This is a genomic window from Microbulbifer discodermiae, from assembly GCF_040742695.1.
In the GTDB taxonomy this organism is placed as follows: domain Bacteria; phylum Pseudomonadota; class Gammaproteobacteria; order Pseudomonadales; family Cellvibrionaceae; genus Microbulbifer.
Genome location: NZ_JBFLAB010000001.1, coordinates 1 through 16,731 on the forward strand (window position 1 = coordinate 1; position 16,731 = coordinate 16,731).

General features: G+C 49.3%; 12 protein-coding genes. 6 read left to right on the plus strand and 6 right to left on the minus strand.

All coding sequences use genetic code 11. From position 1 onward, the window contains the following. Positions 1–237 precede the first annotated feature (237 nt). From AB1S50_RS00005 to AB1S50_RS00030, 6 genes are all read left to right on the plus strand, one after another. Positions 238–1,077, plus strand: coding sequence for a TolB-like translocation protein (locus AB1S50_RS00005; protein WP_367148307.1), 840 nt, complete (start codon positions 238–240; stop codon positions 1,075–1,077). A gap of 135 nt (positions 1,078–1,212) precedes the next feature. Beyond that, entirely contained in the window at positions 1,213–2,112 is a 900-nt protein-coding gene (locus tag AB1S50_RS00010; RefSeq protein ID WP_367148308.1) for a TolB-like translocation protein, read from the plus strand. Positions 2,113–2,928: 816 nt separating this feature from the next. Continuing rightward, a complete protein-coding gene (locus AB1S50_RS00015; RefSeq protein ID WP_367148309.1) occupies positions 2,929–3,375 on the plus strand; it encodes a DUF3224 domain-containing protein in 447 nt (148 codons plus the stop codon). Positions 3,376–4,090: 715 nt separating this feature from the next. Then, complete coding sequence (locus tag AB1S50_RS00020; protein ID WP_367148310.1) at positions 4,091–4,291, plus strand: hypothetical protein; 201 nt, start codon at positions 4,091–4,093, stop codon at positions 4,289–4,291. Positions 4,292–6,068: 1,777 nt separating this feature from the next. Then, entirely contained in the window at positions 6,069–6,266 is a 198-nt protein-coding gene (locus AB1S50_RS00025) for a CPXCG motif-containing cysteine-rich protein (RefSeq protein ID WP_367148311.1), read from the plus strand. A 488-nt stretch (positions 6,267–6,754) separates the two neighbouring features. Next, a complete protein-coding gene (locus AB1S50_RS00030; protein ID WP_367148312.1) occupies positions 6,755–7,645 on the plus strand; it encodes a TolB family protein in 891 nt (296 codons plus the stop codon). Positions 7,646–7,892: 247 nt separating this feature from the next. Here AB1S50_RS00030 and AB1S50_RS00035 read toward each other — a convergent pair whose 3' ends face one another. From AB1S50_RS00035 to AB1S50_RS00060, 6 genes are all read right to left on the minus strand, one after another. Next, positions 7,893–8,618 (minus strand): hypothetical protein, encoded by a 726-nt coding sequence (locus tag AB1S50_RS00035; RefSeq protein ID WP_367148313.1) that lies wholly within the window; start codon positions 8,616–8,618, stop codon positions 7,893–7,895. A gap of 985 nt (positions 8,619–9,603) precedes the next feature. Beyond that, on the minus strand, positions 9,604–11,895 hold the full coding sequence (locus tag AB1S50_RS00040) for an RHS repeat domain-containing protein (protein ID WP_367148314.1): 2,292 nt from the start codon (positions 11,893–11,895) through the stop codon (positions 9,604–9,606). Between the two features lie 389 nt (positions 11,896–12,284). Beyond that, complete coding sequence (locus AB1S50_RS00045) at positions 12,285–13,019, minus strand: gluconate 2-dehydrogenase subunit 3 family protein (RefSeq protein ID WP_367148315.1); 735 nt, start codon at positions 13,017–13,019, stop codon at positions 12,285–12,287. Next, positions 13,020–14,702 (minus strand): GMC family oxidoreductase, encoded by a 1,683-nt coding sequence (locus AB1S50_RS00050; RefSeq protein WP_367148316.1) that lies wholly within the window; start codon positions 14,700–14,702, stop codon positions 13,020–13,022. A gap of 15 nt (positions 14,703–14,717) precedes the next feature. Next, positions 14,718–15,413 (minus strand): 3-keto-disaccharide hydrolase, encoded by a 696-nt coding sequence (locus AB1S50_RS00055; RefSeq protein WP_367148317.1) that lies wholly within the window; start codon positions 15,411–15,413, stop codon positions 14,718–14,720. 38 nt (positions 15,414–15,451) lie between these two features. Continuing rightward, complete coding sequence (locus AB1S50_RS00060; RefSeq protein ID WP_367148318.1) at positions 15,452–16,708, minus strand: MFS transporter; 1,257 nt, start codon at positions 16,706–16,708, stop codon at positions 15,452–15,454. Between the last annotated feature and the right edge of the window lie 23 nt (positions 16,709–16,731).

A 16,731-nucleotide genomic window follows, 5' to 3' on the forward strand; every position in this document is an offset into this window, starting at 1 on the left:
AATGAAGTAGAGCGTCTGTTTCGCCGCTTGAAAGGTTTCCGAAGAATATTTAGTCGATTTGATAAGTTGGATGTCGTTTTTAAGTTCTTCATCAACTTTTCATTGATCGCTGACCGGCTAATTAGTGTTAACAGGCCCTAGAACAAAATCATATAAAAGTCATAAGAACGTCAGGAGTTTTAAGACCAATTCAATTAAACTGACTTATTGCTCAATAATATTTAAATAAGGATAGTTATGAAGCATATTTGTATTTCAGCTCTTCTGCTACTTTATGTGCTACTCATAAGTAGCAAGAGTTATGGTCAAGATACAGTTTCAGCCTCTAAGGACCTTTATTTTGGGCTAACGCCTCCGGACATGGTAGCAATGCCTCTTGCATTAGACGCCATGTCTGCAGAGGGATGGGAGCTAGGTGGACTACACGGTTCAGGCATGGATGAATTTTACTTTATCTCCTCCCTTGCTGGACCTTTTCGGCCTGTCGTTATCAGCTTTCGCAAGGAAGGCCGAATCTGGAAGAAATACGACTTTTATTCTTCGGGAAGCGATATTATGTACTCGAAAGATAAGTACATAGAGCGAACCGACACAGGCTGGTCAGAGATGAAAAGCATTGGAGCTGCTTTCGAAGACATAAGAATCATGCGCCTTACCGCTTCCTTAAAAGGAACCTTGGTTTTTGACGAAGTAGGCACTAATGGAAACGGCATTATTCGCTATTCACGTTTAGTAGATGGGAAACGTGAAGCGCCGAAACCCTTCGCTAAGGAAATAAATACTGGAAAATGGAATGCTCACCCTTTCATCGCTCCAGATGAGTCCTATATCATTTGGGATAGCGAGAGAGAAGGCGGATATGGGAGAACTGATATGCATATCAGTTTTCGAAAAAAAGATGGCTCCTGGGGGGAGGCTATTAACTTTGGAGATAAGATAAACACAGACGGTTGGGATGGCGGAGCGTACGTAACGCCCGATGGAAAATACCTTTCCTTTTGCCCGAACTGCAACCCACCATATGACAGGATGTGGGTGGATGCGCAGATTATTGAAACACTTAGGCCCAAAGAGTAAACCATATAACAATCGCGACAAGAGCGACGCCAAAAGGCAGCGCGCCTTTTGCTAGCGATATATGCACAAGTAAATCAATCGTCATCTGTATTATGGAAACTAAATCAATAACTGATTTTAAATTAAGGATAAACTATGAACCGCACTTACTCTTCAATTTTTATATTTCTCTTTGTTGTAATATTTAGTGTTACTGGTTACGGTTTCGATAAACTTCCAGCTTTAGAAAATCGCTATTTTGGTGAACAACCACCAAGCATCACACCCAAGCTATTTGCACCCAAAATACTTTCACCGAATGGCTTGTTTGAAGGTGGCGCATTTTCACCTGATATGAAATCATTTTATTTTACCAGGAAAAATGGCAAATATAAAGAACGTACATTTTTTGTTATTCATTATGAAAATAATCAGTGGAGCGAAGTGTATGAGACAGATTTGAAATGGCCTTTATTTTCTGCTGATGGTAATACCATGTACCTTGGAAAACAGTATAGCGAACGGACGGAAACTGGTTGGTCTCAGCCTAAAGAGATGGGAGAGTTCTTGAAAGAACAAGCTCACGGTTTGTCAGTTTCAGCTAAGGGTACCTTTTATTTTCCTTTTTTTAAACAGGAGGATAATGGCCATGGCAACATTGGTTATTCTCGCTTGGTAAATGGAAAATATGAAGAACCCATTAAATTGGGACCTGAGATTAACCAAGGTGATTATATCGCTCACCCATATATTGCGCCAGATGAGACTTACTTAATGTGGGATGTAGAACGAGATGAAAACCACGGTAGTAGCCAACCAGATATTTATATTAGCTTTAGAGAGAGCGATGGTTCATGGGGACAGGCTATAAATATGGGAAACGAAATAAATACACCAATTTATGAACAAAGCCCTCGTGTCTCGCCAGATGGAAAATACCTGTTTTTTATGCGTGGTGAATGGGTAACGGAAAAAGATGGCAGCCGTAACTGGGTAGGTAAAAGTTACTGGGTGGATGCGCAAGTTATTGAAAATCTCAAGGCAAACAATAGGTGATTGAATGTAGCGCATATAACAAAGCATTAAAGGCGGATTCGTAATAGTTGACTCGTCTTCGCTTCTCAGTATAGTCAACTATTACCCTTGCTTGAAGCGTTACGTGTCACAAGTATGGAACCAGAGATTTATAAAGTAGAATTGATTGGTAGTGGATCTCTGTCTGTAATGGCCAAGCCGGTGTCTGGAGAATGGATAGAGGGGGAATTCGCAGGTATAGCGAGATTTGGTATAAATAGAATAGTCTCGTTGCCAAAGGAGCACGAAGCAGCTTAAGTAGGGTTGGATAGAGAGGCTGAGCGCACTACAGCCACCTTGATGACTGTTTTTCCACCTTGCAAACTTGCACAATTTTTGCGCAACGGCACGACTTTAGTAAAAGCGTTGGAAGACTGCAGTAGAATTGCTTCCGAAAGTGCAATTAAAAGAATAAATAGTGACGGCTACCGATCTATATAGAAACTGTGCTGGATTTTCTGCAGGTTATATTGCCCTGCATACTTATCTTCATGTTTATATTAAATTCTGAATGATCAGTTCATAGACATGAGATAGTTGGGTTTTTCAGGTTGACTTTTTCGAAGGAGTAATGGTATTTATAAATATTTAGTATTTTTACAAATGGGAGCACAGAAATTTTTTTAGTGACGTAGCTGGATTTTGTTTCGGTCACCATATATGCGTATATACAACTCCATCCACAACAAGGCAAATCTGGGAATGCGTTGCAGACGTTTCGCTTGAGCAATGCGCTCAGATTAATGAAATTTAATTTATTAGGAAAGGCAAGGCCATGCGAGCAAAAATCAGTGCCTATTGTATTTTATTATTTTTTCTTTTCCTATGTTTTCCGAAGAAATTTCATCAAAAGAAGAAAAGGAAATGAAAGCAGAAGGTAGTTTCGAGATAAAATTGGAACCTGCAAATGACAAAGTCGCTCCAGCCGGCCGAATGATTATTAACAAAAGTTATACCGGAAATATGGTTGGCACCGGCACTGGTCAGATGCTAAGCAAAAGAGCTGAGAGTGGCGTGGCTGTCTATTCAGCAATTGAAGAATTTGTCGGTAGCATAGGGGACAAATCCGGAAGCTTCACTCTCAGCCACTATGGTTTGATGTCTAAAGAATCACAGGAATTAACAATTAAAATCATACCTGGCTCCGGCAGCGGTGATCTGGCTTCTATTACAGGCTCACTTCAAATTAACCAAAACCTGGGCAAACATTCTTATATCCTTACTTATAAGCTGGAATCCGAATAACACCTGAAATAGATGTATTAATGGGTTAGACACGCCGACCACAGAAGAAGTACAGTGGCAGAAAACAATAGCTGTTGTAGTGACAGCTGAAGAAGTGTTGTTCACGCTCCCCATGCACTGGACGTTCATGGCATCGAACACAAGGATCAACCGCTTGGGCGCCTTCTTGTGGCGGGCCACGAACTGGTCGAAGAGCACCTCGTGCAAACCTACCGCGGCGGGCGATCCTGTTGGTGTCCAAAGCGGGGCAGACAAGGCGCTGATCGCACTCGCACAAAGCAAAAGGCCAGCATCGGAGGCCAGGTCACCACCAGTGAAGCCTGCAGTGATTTTGCGACGGGAAAGGGATGAAAATCGGGGTTCAGGCTGGTAGCATTCTATCACGGCATAATTTCTTATCGGACTGTTTTTAGCACCAATGACGATAAGGCTTTCCGCTGTTCTTGTATCCGGGCTCGTGCAAGGCCCGGGTTAAAGCTTACAAAATCTTTGGGATTTTGCGAAGATAGGCGTTGTGACTAATATCTTGACTGGCTCTGTAGTACCAAGCAGTCGTAATGATCTGTCCTTCATTTGGAAAATAATTCGGCAACGAAAAATCGCTGAGGAAATAATAATCAGGATAGTAGTGAGCGCAATGACTAAGATTTAAGGGGTATGTGAGAGTATATGAATTGACACTGGGGTTGCAATCACTCAATTAGAGGAATAGAGAATGCAAAATGAAGAGATTGAAAAGAAGAGAGAAAAGCTACTTACTTACTGTATAGCAATAGGCGCAGGAATTGGTGCCAGTCTTGGATCAGCTTTCGGTGCTGCATTCGGCAGCGTTGCAATGGGGGTCTCTTTTGGCCCGATAATAGGTGCTTGTTTGGGAATAGTCTATTGGGCCCTGATGAAAGATAAAAAGAATTAGTACAAAACTCCAGCAGCATATAAAAATGTGGTGGAATCACAGCTCCTCGTCATTTGGCTTATGAACTAATTATTACGCTGGTGCAATATCAGTCAAATGTGGAGCTAAGAGTAATCACGCTATTAACTTTTGTAGTGGTCTACTAAACCCGGACACCAATTCCAGCGGTAGCGTTACCACCTGAAATAGAAATGTTAAGTGATTAGCTATACCAGCCGGCCTGGTTGAATTTTAGCCAGACACCCTGGCGAGCAGACTTTGGATTACCGGGGAACAGATTATTGATGCCTTGATGGACGGCAGAACTCTTCGCCAGTGTTAGGAAAATACACTCATTGTCGCTTAAAGCTTCAACTTGATTGAATTAATTGCAAAAAGGGAATACGGTGGGTCTGCTGCCCTGGCGTCCAGCCGACAAACCTGTGCCGGCTATAAAAAATGGCAAAAACAGATTAAAAATAGATAAAAAGCTCATTAAATAGCGCAAAGATTCTTATTCAGCCCGCGAGCGCCCCACAACAGTGGCGCTCGCGGGAAATCCATAACCACAGCAAATCGAATTACAAATCAAAATCAAATAAAGAAGGACCACATCATGACCGCGTGAGTAAGGCATAAGCGCCACCCCCCGGTGCTGCCACACCGAGAGATGGCTAACCCCGAAAGATAAGTTAGTATCTAGCGAGGCTGTCTTGGATGATACGCCACACATTCGCTCGTCTTCAATAAGGTTCCCCCTGAAGCCGGGCTCTTCTGGTCACCCCCGCCCCTGGCGCCGGGGTGTCCTGTGGCGTAGCGCGACCATTGGTGTGGTGCTCTACTTCAGCCGCGCACCGCCCCGGCTACGCGGCCTATCCCCGGATTTATCTCTTATTTTCCCTAAGGACCGCGCCTGCGGCGAGAGTAACGGTGCAAAACCAATCGCTTTGATAACGCCTTCCGCCCCAGGCCATTCAAGGAGCCGATAAAGATGGCCGTATTCCCCTGTCGATTGTCTGAGCCACTACAACTGGAAAGCTTTTATACCATTACGCCTGTAGCCATCCACGACGATATCGTGGAGTTGGACATTGCGCCATGCGAGGTTGGTCGTCCCCTATGGCTCAAGCGCTTATTTGAGCTGCAGGAGCAAGCCTGGGAGCTGGCGGACCACCAGGCCTTGTACCCCTCCTCCCATACACCAGCTCAACTCAAACCGACCAAACGAAAGCGATCTTGACCCCAAGGGCAGTATGCCCCTGAGGATTGTAAGGTCCCAGCCGTACCCAAGCGTCTACCCTCTCTTGCCCACACTGTGGGAAGGTAGGCGCAGTTAAGAAGGTCTGTCAGCAGCCTGCCTCTCCCCGCCGGTACCGCTAATCGCTGCAGGCGACACTGCCCGTGTCTGTACCCAATAGAGGCCTCAAGGGGGAGATGGAGGGCGGCCTGTCCATAATCGTATCTGGGCAATGGTGCCGTTTTGTGGGAAGCGTGGCGTACCAATCTATATACGGATCACAGTGATCATTATTTGAACGGGATATAGGACCGCATCAGAAAATACAGTAAATACAATGAGTTAGCAGTTCTAATATGATTCCATGAAAGTAATCTTGACGACCAATTCCCTACCACAGGTAGTTGTACCCATCTTATGTAAATGGGCAATTTTTAATCAGGTTTTCAGGGTTGGCGCAGAATTGCTTCCGAAAGAATAATCAGGATAATAGTGGTGATAACGACCACCAACCACTATATAAATGTTATTTGAATAGGTTGTGCAGAGAGCCACTAACGAATGGGATCATTAGAAGAAACGACTATCTACTGTCCCTACTGTGGAGAATCCATTACTGTACTCATCAACGGTGAAGAGGTCGGTCAAGAATACATCGAGGACTGCCAAGTCTGCTGCAAGCCTATAATATTTAACATATCAATGGGCATGAATGGAGACCTATCTGTTTCAGTCAGGGAAGAGAATGAAACTTACTAATAAATCAGATAGAAAAGTGGTCAAATACATTCCGGGCCTGCAACCCTCCAAAGGGCCCGCGAACAATACGCGCCCCTACCGCGGAGTTACCCGCTAACCCAACTATGAACATTATTTGGCCTGAGAAACTTTAGAATACAAAGGCTTATCTCTTGGTAGCAGAAACCCGGAATGACATAGCGGGTTTATTCTCTTCGCTACTAGTGCCCGATGTAGAGAGCGGCGAATCTTTGATTTACCTATACAACATCGAAGTATCAATCAAAGATCGGCACCAGGGAAATCGTACAAAATCTAATTTCGAGGCTAGAAATACTAAGGCTATTTAGATTAATTCAGCGCCTTTCGTGATAATTGTCACCGTCAGAATAAAATCATGTAAAAATCATAAGGACGTCGGGTATTTTAAAGCTAGCTTGGTTACATTGGCCGCTTGTTCAATCCTATCTAAGCAATAGCAAATAATTTGGAATAATAAGGAGTACACTGTGAAATCTATTTACCCATCAGTAGCTCTGTCATTTTCTGTATTGATAATGGGTATCGCGTGTGAAGCTAAACCAACTCTCTATACAATCGCTTACTATTCAAATAAATCCGGTCATGGGGAAATTTATCTTACCGATGTTGAGGGCACATCAAAATTTAGACTTACCAATCGTGCCAATAATGATGGCTATCCGGCTTGGTCCCCAGACGGAAAACACATAGCTATGTATGCATACCATGATGGAAACAAAACATGGTCTATCCATACAATAAATATTGATGGTACGAACAGGAAGAGGTTAACTCATGCAAAAAATAAAAAGGATTATGCTCCAACATGGTCTCCTGATGGGAAAAGAATCGCTTTCGCAAGGGAATACAGAGATACGGAGAAAACTTTACAAACAGAAATTTGGATTATGAATTCAGATGGTAGTGGACAAACGCAAATAAAACCACTGAGTGGTGGAGCACCTGATTTTACAACAGATGGTAGAATAGTCTTTAACTCAGCATTCAAAGATAAAAAAAATGAAATAAGCATAGCTGATATTGACGGTGAAAACATTATTCAATTAACAAACAATGAAGCTGAAGAGTGGCATCCTGAGGTTTCCCCCAATGGCAAGCAAATAGTTTTTATGTCTGATAGAGACGGAAATTATGAGATTTATAGTATGGATATAGATGGCACCAATCAAAAACGATTAACATTTAATAATGTTCGTGATTCGACGCCATCCTGGTCACCTGATGGCTCTAAAATAATATTTACATCACGCGATAATGAGGGCGAAAAACATGTCTACATCATGAATAAAAATGGAACTTCTGTAAGAAAGTTTATATCTGATGGTGCCACTGCTGCGTGGTTAAAAAAGCATAAATAATAATTTTGACAGAAATATAATAAATCTGGCATACCGACGACACTCAAATATAGTTTAATATTTGACTTTTAGCTTATGGAAAACGTTTTTCAGTTCTTCAAATTATTAGTCAATGCAGCTTACAGCAATCATTAGTCCGCGATCGTCGGACCGCTTAGATCCCCGCACTGAAAGTGCGGGATTTTGCGCGCATACAATTAAAAACGCTCCTACCATCAGGAACAGGATGGCCTATCGGGGGCTCCTGCTAATTGGCGATCCCACAGATGCACAGGACCTCCGCCTTGTGGTTATGGCAATTCTTGTGGCCGTCGCTCTTCAGTTTGCCCCACTTTTTCGTCTTGCAGTTGCCATAGATGCCGACGTTCTGTCCAGCATAGGTGAAGCGCTTGCAACTCTTCTCCGTGCCCCCGCTTCCGTCGTCATAGACCCCGCTCCAATATCGCCCCTTATGGCACTTCTTCGAGAGGGCATTGTTGAGAGTGCTGGAGGCACTGCCCTCGCCGTGCGCCGGTAGCATCAACTGATTGTACGAATCCGCAATCTGGACCAGGTCGTTCTTGTGGCCATCGCCAAACACCGGTAACGACGGGTCCATCGCCAAGACGGTCGGCAGAGAGATCAGGTCCCCCTGCGGGTCCGTCGCAGCAAAAGGCACGGCCTTCACCAAGCCCCACGGGCCCTTGCCTGTCAGACAGGTTCCGTTCTTCGGCGTGTACGCGGAGCAGTAATCACTGTTACTCGCGAAACCTCCAGCCGTAACGCCGCCAGGGAAGATGAGGTATGCATTGCGTGTATCCTCAACGGAGGGTGTCGGTTCGTCGTCTGCAGCCCCATCACCCTGGATCACTTGCGCCATATCATCTTCCGGGGCGACCTGTGCTTTGGAGGTATTCCCGGTGGCGTATGCCGCCGAGGCGAGACCGGCGGATAAACTTATTAATACTGCAAAACCACTCTTAATCAAGCTCATAGTTATCTCTCTAACATCAATAATGGACCATTCCAGTATTTAAGGTTTTTTGTAAAGCAATATTATGGAGGTGCCTTCACATTGCTTTCTAAAACCCTAAAATAGGATCGTAAACGCAACCTACCTGTAGCCAGCTATTTTTCTAAATGGCACTCCTTTGCTAAATATAATACTGTTTCCGATGACTCTACTTATTAGCCACTATCATTCCGATATCTGATAAATTATTCGCCACATCAAGATCGCTTGGACTTACTTTAAGTACATTTAATACTTTTGGTAGAGATTAGGAAAATTTCCCAAAAATTCTCAAGTGAAGGAAGTATAAAGCCCACTTCCGCCATTCACAAGCAAACGCAAACCCAATTTGCAGGTTCTTCTTTTGTCTTTTTATAGCGCCGCAGAGCGAAAATCGGACAAATTTTATCCATTTATAGGTTTCACTAAACAACTCGGGCGGCTGTGCGGTGGGCAGAATTCCACTGGGTCCGCAGTGTAGATGGAGAAGTTTAGTTGAGCAGCTTCACCGCAGGTTGTGCAGCCTCCGGCGGGCTTTCGTGCGGCTAAATATCGGTTTTCATTTTTTTTCAAATTCTTTGAGGCGCTTAGATAGAATCTCGCAATCGTGTAAAATACAAGCGTATTTCAATGGGCAGCCCTTACCTAAAAACGCTATACCTATTAATTATCAAATTTACGAATCCCGACTCAATATCACACAATTTCGTATGCTCACTTATAAGTTATGCAAATTACATTGATAACGAGTAAGTAAGTAAGTAATTGAAGATCTTGAGGAGTTCTCGAGAAGTGCATTTTTACCGCCGCTTTGCTCCTATTATCGTACATGAACTATAGAAACCAAGCCGTGACTGACTGTGGTGTTAGCTTCCAGAATTACCCATGAAAAGTAACCACCTCACTACCGCTAAATCAATTTTTCACTCCCGAAGATTACTTTTATACTCCGAATACCAAAACCCGCTTACCTACCCTGTGGGTTGCCGCTCCCGGGCAATGGAAATCCCACCGGGTCATCGGCCACATCCCTGGTGAGGCGCCCCCGAAAAGTACAGCCATAGGGCGGCGGGTAGACATCCAGCGGTCTCAGTTCAAACACAAACTCCACCTGCGGCTGGCCTGGCAGAAGAACCGGGTTGGTAAACAGACGTATCTGGAAACGAAACTCCTGCTCTTCATCCACGATAACCAAAACACCGTCGCGGGTTATAGACCAAAGGACCAGCGTTGTTACAGGTTCCAGCGGCTCCAGGTCACTCAATAGCGCCCTGGCTTGCGTAAGGAATTCCAGCCGGAAGGGATTTCCGCAGTTGATGCTAATTGCCTCCACTCCTTCCAGCGCACGAAACAGGCGCAGGTCTTCCTCCAGCGTCACCAGCAGGTCGATATCCACCAGATGGTCCTCGACCCTTTGCAGCCTTACAAATTCGTCCAGGCTGCGCAGCAGGTCGCTCTTTGGGGGCAATGTCTCAAATGGCTGTCTGGAATAGACGGAAGGCCTTTGAATCCACAACAGTGCGGCCCGCCAGTTGATTCTGGAGAGGATAAATGTCTGCTCAAAATCCACTCCCCCATCCATGCGGTTATCGCGCTCGACACTCAGCAGGTTGCCCCGCTCGTCATAACCATAGATAAACGCAACCCTCGCGCCGGTGGCCAGCAGAGGCGTGTCCGGCCGAAGATCGCTTCTGGTTTTTACCAAAACCTGTCCCGCTGCATCGTATTGATAGGTGACCTCGAACACAGCGGTCTTCTGACTGCCCACATGATCAAACCAGACTTCCCTCACCAGCTGTATGTCATTGTCATAAACAAATTCGCGCGACCGGTCGATATTGCCATCCTCGCCGAAATCCACCGTAAGCAGCAGCAACTCTCGGCCCAATCCATACTCTCTTTCCACCAGCAGGCGCAGGGGGATATGATCCGGCGTTGTGCCCCGAAAACGCTGGCGAACTATTTGCCCCCGCTGGTTGTAGAAAAACTGCCACTGGCCTGTGCCAAGTTCCGCTGTATCGAAACCCAGCAGGACCAGCTGCGCCAGTTGGTCAAACTCCCTTACCCGGACCGGTGCAGCTTTACCTGCAACAAAGAGCCGCTCGGTTTTCAGTACGCCTCCCGCAAAATAATCAAAACTGGCCAGCAGCTCCCGGTCCCGACGCAACTCTGTCAGGCGCCCGGCGCTGTCCAATTGATAGAAGAGGGTAAACTGAATCCTGTGGTCACTGCTGGCATCCCGGGTCTCGGTAACCCGAATTTCGTAAGCCAGATCCCCAAAAACATAGTCCCGGGTCTGGATCAGGTCGAAGTTGCCATCCCCGTTGGTATCCCTGCGGATTTCGATCAGGTTGCCCGCACTGTCATAGTCGAACCGGGCCAATTCATCGTCCACCCGAAGGGCTTCGGCCTCCAGGGTCAAACTGAGGATATTGCCAAATTCATCAAAGGTGGCCAGCTCGGCAATCGCCGTCAGGGGGTCGCGGTCATAGTCCCGCAATATCTCTATCAGGTTGCCCGGATCGTCGTACTTGTAGTCGATGATTTCATCCAAAAGCGGGGCTGTGAGGAAATCCAGGGTTTCCCCCACTGGCAAATAAAAACCGCTCACCAGCCCCACTGATCTGTAGTAACTATCCAGCACCATTCCGGTATTCCTGACCGCAGCGGAATCCACCAGGCCCAGCTCATCGGCGCGATTGGCAAAATAGATAAGAGGGGGGAAATGACGGGAGAATACAAAAATATCGATCCCCAGATCCATCTGCACCCCGTCGAGAAGTTCCGGTACACCGGCGTCAAGCACCACGCCATTGCCCAGATCGGAATCCCGGTCAAACGCCTCCAGCAAAAAGAGGGTATTGTGAAAACGGTTAAAGGCACGCAACTCCGGCCAACTGGGAATTTGCGCGAATAGAAACTTCAGGTCGTTAAAAACCCTGTAAAGACGGAGTTGGGGAAAGAGGTCCCGCAACCGTAACCGCTCCCGGGCCGGGACCGCAAAGCCGATGGGAATGTCACCAATAAAAAAAGTGATGGTTTCATCTTCCCTGAAGGAAAACTCACCTCCACTTCCGGTGACACCCGACTGTGTTTCCGTGCGATAGGGCAAGCCGGCTACAACCACCTCGGTCAGAACACCGGTCTGCACCCCGCCGTCATCGCCATTGGTTGTGCCGTCACTCCCGCCCCCTCCACACGCCATCAATGAAGACAGGATTCCGACCAGCAGACACCAGCAGCATAGAAATCGCAACACCAGGCCCTCCCTGGCCCAAAACTCCCGGAGCCAACGCAATTAAGTGTGACTGGATAAGTTTTCGTGTCGATGAGGAATCATCTATTGGATCACCGGGTTAATAGTGTAATAGGTGTGCAGCGGTATATGCGGAGCAGTGCGCCAACAAACCCGGGCACGGCGCTCAAACCGCGATTTCACCACAGTGGGTCTCTGGCAGTTTGCTGAAAAAGTCCTCCCTGGCTTTACCCAACCAGGGTTTGCGGCCCGAAGCTCCCTGTTAAGGACAGCAGGGAGCCTTGCTTATGGAGAGGGCCTTACACAGTTGGCCTTACAGGGGGGGAGCGCCCGTAGAATGGGATTAAAATCCGGCCAGTGCCGGTTGGGGCAAATCTCCGTTGCCCCTGTCTCTACAGCGCCAGTCCAAGTTCATCCAGCAGTCCGTGCAAATGCTGCATCGCCTCCTTGGTGGGTCCGGGATAATCGCCGGCAATGGGCACATTGCCCAGGTAACCAATATCTTTGGTGCCCTGCGGGGTGCAAAAGAAGGCTGCCAGAACCAGTGCGCGCAAACGGGCAAAGGCCGCCGCCGGGCGCGAGAACTCCGCTGAAGCCAGCGCTTTTTTATAGGCGATATCGTCGATAATCGCCAGTCTCTGCGCGTCCCCCGCCACCAGGAACCCCTTGTCGAACCTGAGCCTGGCCTCATCCTCCAGCCAGCCGATAAGGCGCAGGATCGAGTCCCTGTCCCGCTGCTGCCCGGCATAGGGCGCACTGACCCACTCGTTGACCACATCGGGCACCTTCAACTCCCTGGCGGAGGGCACATTACCCTCCCGCGGCACCACAAGCTCCGAGAGCAGGGCCACCGTTTCCAGTTCCCGGGGTGCCAGTGTCAGTGGCCAGGGCGCCTCCGGGGGAACGATCAGATTGGGGTCCTTGCCATAGCCCTCGCCGGTGATGGGTTTTAGCGGCATGTTGGGCCAGTGTCCCTTCCCTCGGGAGTCGCCTTTCAGGCTGGATGCAAGCACCGGCGGCACTACCACACTGGCGGACAGCAGCCCCAGCCATTTCAGGGACTCCCTGCGGGTCAGCGCAGTCCTGTAGCGCGCGCCGCTCTGCGCTTTGTCATTATTTGAAGCCATTTAGAGCACCCCCGGCTTTAACTGCCCCGCCAGCCAGGAAGCGTTGCGCATGGCCAGGGTCATGATGGTCAAGGTACAGTTTTTGTGTGGATTGGATGCAAAGACGCCCCCATCCATCACAAACAAGTTGTCGCAATCCCAGGTTTGCCCCCACTGATTGGTTACCGAGTCCCGGGGGGAGTCGCCCATTCTTGTGGTGCCCACCTCGTGGATAATCTCACCCCCCTTGGAGATGGCATCCTCCGCCCTGGGCAGGGGGCCGCTAAACCTGGCGCCCATGGTTTCGAGGATCGCCCTGGCGGTTTTCAGGCCGTGGTGAACCTGCTTTAGTTCATGCTCCGACCACTTCCAGTGAAACCTGGCCACCGGAATACCCCACTGGTCCCTGACTTTGTCATCTATCTCCATATAAGACTGGGGGTTGGGTAACATTTCACCGCGCAGCGACAGGCCCACATAGGAGCCGTAGGCTCTCTTGGCGATATCTTTCAACGGCTTGCCGTAACCGTCCAGATCACCGGATACACCGGCGCCCGGCTCCCCGAATCCACTGCCGATTTCGAAGTGATATCCCCGTGGAAAATCCAATGCACCCTTCGCCTGCTGCTTGTGGCCCCACCAGGGAATAAACAGGTGATTGGCGGTGTGTCCGTCCTCGTTGTAAATCGGCCGGCCCTGCAGCCCCGGAATCATCGCGCCCAGGTTGGCACCGGTGGAATCCATCAGGTTTCTGCCCACCTGACCGCTGGAGTTGGCCAACCCCTGCGGATAACGCCTGCTCTTTGAATTCAGTAAAATACGCGCGGACTCGCAGGCGCTGGCGGCCAGGATAATGACACGGGCTTCCAGGGTGCGGCTGCTTTTGGTTTTTTTATCGACGAAGGTGACCGCCGTCACTCTCCCTTTGTCATCCACACTCAATTCCCTGACCATGGCATCGGTGACCACCTGCAGGCGACCGGTGGCTTTTGCCATGGGTATCAGGGAGGTGGTGGTCTGGAAGGCTGCACCGATGGAACAGCCGTGACCACAGGGGGTGGCATAGAAACAGGCCGCGCGGTCGTCTTTGGGGCGCGTCAGTACCGCTCTGTGCATGGGTGCCGTGGGAATACCCAGTTTCTTCGCCGCCGCCGCTACCAGCAGTTCCGGCACCCGCGCTTTCGGCGGTGGCTGCAGTATGCCCTCGGAGGAGTCCGGCATATCGTCCAGGCCCGTGTTGGTGCCACAGACCCCGACCAGTTCCTCGGTCCTGTCATACCAGGGGGCCAGGTCGCTGTATTCGAAAGGCCAGTCAGCCCCCAGTCCATCGCGGCTTTTGCCCTTGAAATCATGCTCACTGAAACGCAGTGAAAAACGCCCCCAGTGGTTGGTTCTGCCCCCCAGCATGCGGGCCCGCCACCAGTAAAAATCCGATCCTTTGGCGCGGGTATAAGGCTCGTTCGGCACCGTCCAGCCGCCATCCACAGTCGCATCGTAGAAACCGAAATTCTTGTCCGCATTGCCCGCGCCCATCAGCGGCGCATCGCCGTTGCGCCGGAACATGGGGGTTTCGGTTTTGGGGTCATAGTTGCGGCCCGCCTCCAGCATCAATACCCTGTGCCCCGCTTTTGTGAGCGTATAGGCAGCCATGGCACCACCGGCGCCGGAGCCGACGACAATCACTTCATAATCAAAATTTTCCATGCCAGGCACCCCGGATTAAATCTCTTTTATTTTGATATTCTTGAAGGCGACGCTATCGCCGTGATCCTGCAGACCGATATGCCCCGCATCCCCTTTGGCAAACCCTTGCCAATCCCTGAATTTGCTGTTTTTAACCAGTCGATCCCACTCCTCTCCACCAATCAGGATATTCACTGTCTGGTAGCCATTCTGCCAAACTTGCAGGTGTTTTTTCTCGAGCAGTATCCGCACCTGGTTCCACTCACCCGCGGGTCTGTGGGACTTTTTGGGGGACGCAATAAGGTCATAGATGGATCCGGACAGGTGGGAGTCCACCTTGTTGTCCGCGTGGCGCTCATTGTCCAGCACCTGCACCTCGAGGGCATGGGAGTAGATCTGGCTGCCCAGTTCGTCCACCAGTACAAAGATGCCACTATTGCCTGCCAGGGATATTTTCCACTCCAGTTTCAGGTCGAAATCCCGATAGGTTTTTTTCGTCAGGATATCGCCACCGCCACCCTCGGTCAGGACCATTTCCCCATCGACCGCCTGCCACTGTTTGCTCAGACCCGGCTTTTTAAAATTTCTCCATTTCCCCAGGTCGCGGCCGTCAAAAAGCAACTCCCAGCCCTGCTCTACCTCCTTCTCTGTCAACTGGTTATCCTGGGCGCACAGGCCCCAGGAAGCCCCAACAAGCACCACCGCTAAAATACTGTTTAATATTCTCTTCATTGCGACCTACCTCCTATGCAGCCGTAGGAATTGAAAAGCTAAATCTTGTTTGAACCCAGACCAGTGGATTCCGCAGAGTGATCAGGGTGAGTTGCATCGGAGTTGCGGGTTTTATGCATATATATATTCAGCGCAACAAAAGCCAAAATACAGACCAGCGGAAAAACACCCAGGTTCTGCAGGGTGGCCTGGCCGGCAATAAGCTCCGCCTCCTCGGGGCCGGCGCTGCGGGCGAGGGCAGTTTCCCGCGCCTGATCGATCCAGCGCCCGATAACCGGATTCCAGATACTCACCGCGAACATGCCGATACCGCCCATTACCGATAGCCCGACCGCCCCGGCCTGGGGAATATTTTCCGCAACGAATCCCAGCATGGTGGGCCAGAAGTAGGTGACACCCAGTGCAAAGACAAGCGCCGATACATAGAGCATCCCCCCCGTAGACAGGCTCATACTGTATATACCGATGGACGTGGCCACCGCCGAATAAAGCAGAACCCCCTCCGCATTGAACTTTTTAACCACCGGGCCGGCAAAGTAACGCCCCACCGCCATGACGCCGGTGATCATCGCCATAATCAGCATCGGCGATGCCCCTGCGGCCCCTAAAATTCTCTCTATCCACTGCTGGGTGCCAAGCTCGCTGGTGGCGGTCAGGGTCATGCACAGTGCCATGAACAAAAACAGTGGCGAAACCAGGGCCGCCAGGTTATTTGTGGTGGAAGTGGTCGCTTGCTCCTCCCGGGGGAAATCCTGTTGCAGAACCAAATAGCCGTACAGGGCGGTTGGCAGCAACATAACGGCGATTTGCAGAGTCCAGTCCAATCCCAGATCGGTCATCAATTTTGAAACCAGGGCGCCCACTACGATTCCGCCCGGGAACCAGACATGAAACTTGTTGAGCATGGCGGTCTTGTTGTTCTGGTACAGGTTGGCCACAAGCGGGTTGCACCCCGCCTCCACCGAACCATTAGCAAACCCGATACAGAAACTGGAGATCAACAGACCCCAAAAACCTTCGGCCGCAATGGTGAGAACCACGCCCAGCAGGTGGCCAAAAAATGCCATCAGGATCAGCTTTTTGGCACCGACCAGGTTGTAGAGCACTCCCCCGATCATGGTGGCGACGGGAAATCCCAGGAACGCCATGGCATTTATCCACCCCAGCTCGGCATCGGTCAGGGAGAAATCCCGGCCCAGCTGCGACAGGATACCGGCCCTGATTGCAAACGTCATAGCGGTCACTGTCAGAGCCAGACAGCTCGCAAAAAACAATTTATTTTTATTGATAGACATATGCCACCTTTAGGTTCTTTTTT

Excerpts from the sequence above, each read along its gene's own strand:
- AB1S50_RS00005 (WP_367148307.1), top strand. The coding sequence starts at position 238 with ATGAAGCATATTTGTATTTCAGCTCTTCTGCTACTTTATGTGCTACTC.
- AB1S50_RS00010 (WP_367148308.1), top strand. The coding sequence starts at position 1,213 with ATGAACCGCACTTACTCTTCAATTTTTATATTTCTCTTTGTTGTAATA.
- AB1S50_RS00020 (WP_367148310.1), top strand. The coding sequence starts at position 4,091 with ATGCAAAATGAAGAGATTGAAAAGAAGAGAGAAAAGCTACTTACTTAC.
- AB1S50_RS00025 (WP_367148311.1), top strand. The coding sequence starts at position 6,069 with ATGGGATCATTAGAAGAAACGACTATCTACTGTCCCTACTGTGGAGAA.
- AB1S50_RS00035 (WP_367148313.1), bottom strand. The coding sequence starts at position 8,618 with ATGAGCTTGATTAAGAGTGGTTTTGCAGTATTAATAAGTTTATCCGCC.
- AB1S50_RS00045 (WP_367148315.1), bottom strand. The coding sequence starts at position 13,019 with ATGGCTTCAAATAATGACAAAGCGCAGAGCGGCGCGCGCTACAGGACT.
- AB1S50_RS00050 (WP_367148316.1), bottom strand. The coding sequence starts at position 14,702 with ATGGAAAATTTTGATTATGAAGTGATTGTCGTCGGCTCCGGCGCCGGT.
- AB1S50_RS00055 (WP_367148317.1), bottom strand. The coding sequence starts at position 15,413 with ATGAAGAGAATATTAAACAGTATTTTAGCGGTGGTGCTTGTTGGGGCT.
- AB1S50_RS00060 (WP_367148318.1), bottom strand. The coding sequence starts at position 16,708 with ATGTCTATCAATAAAAATAAATTGTTTTTTGCGAGCTGTCTGGCTCTG.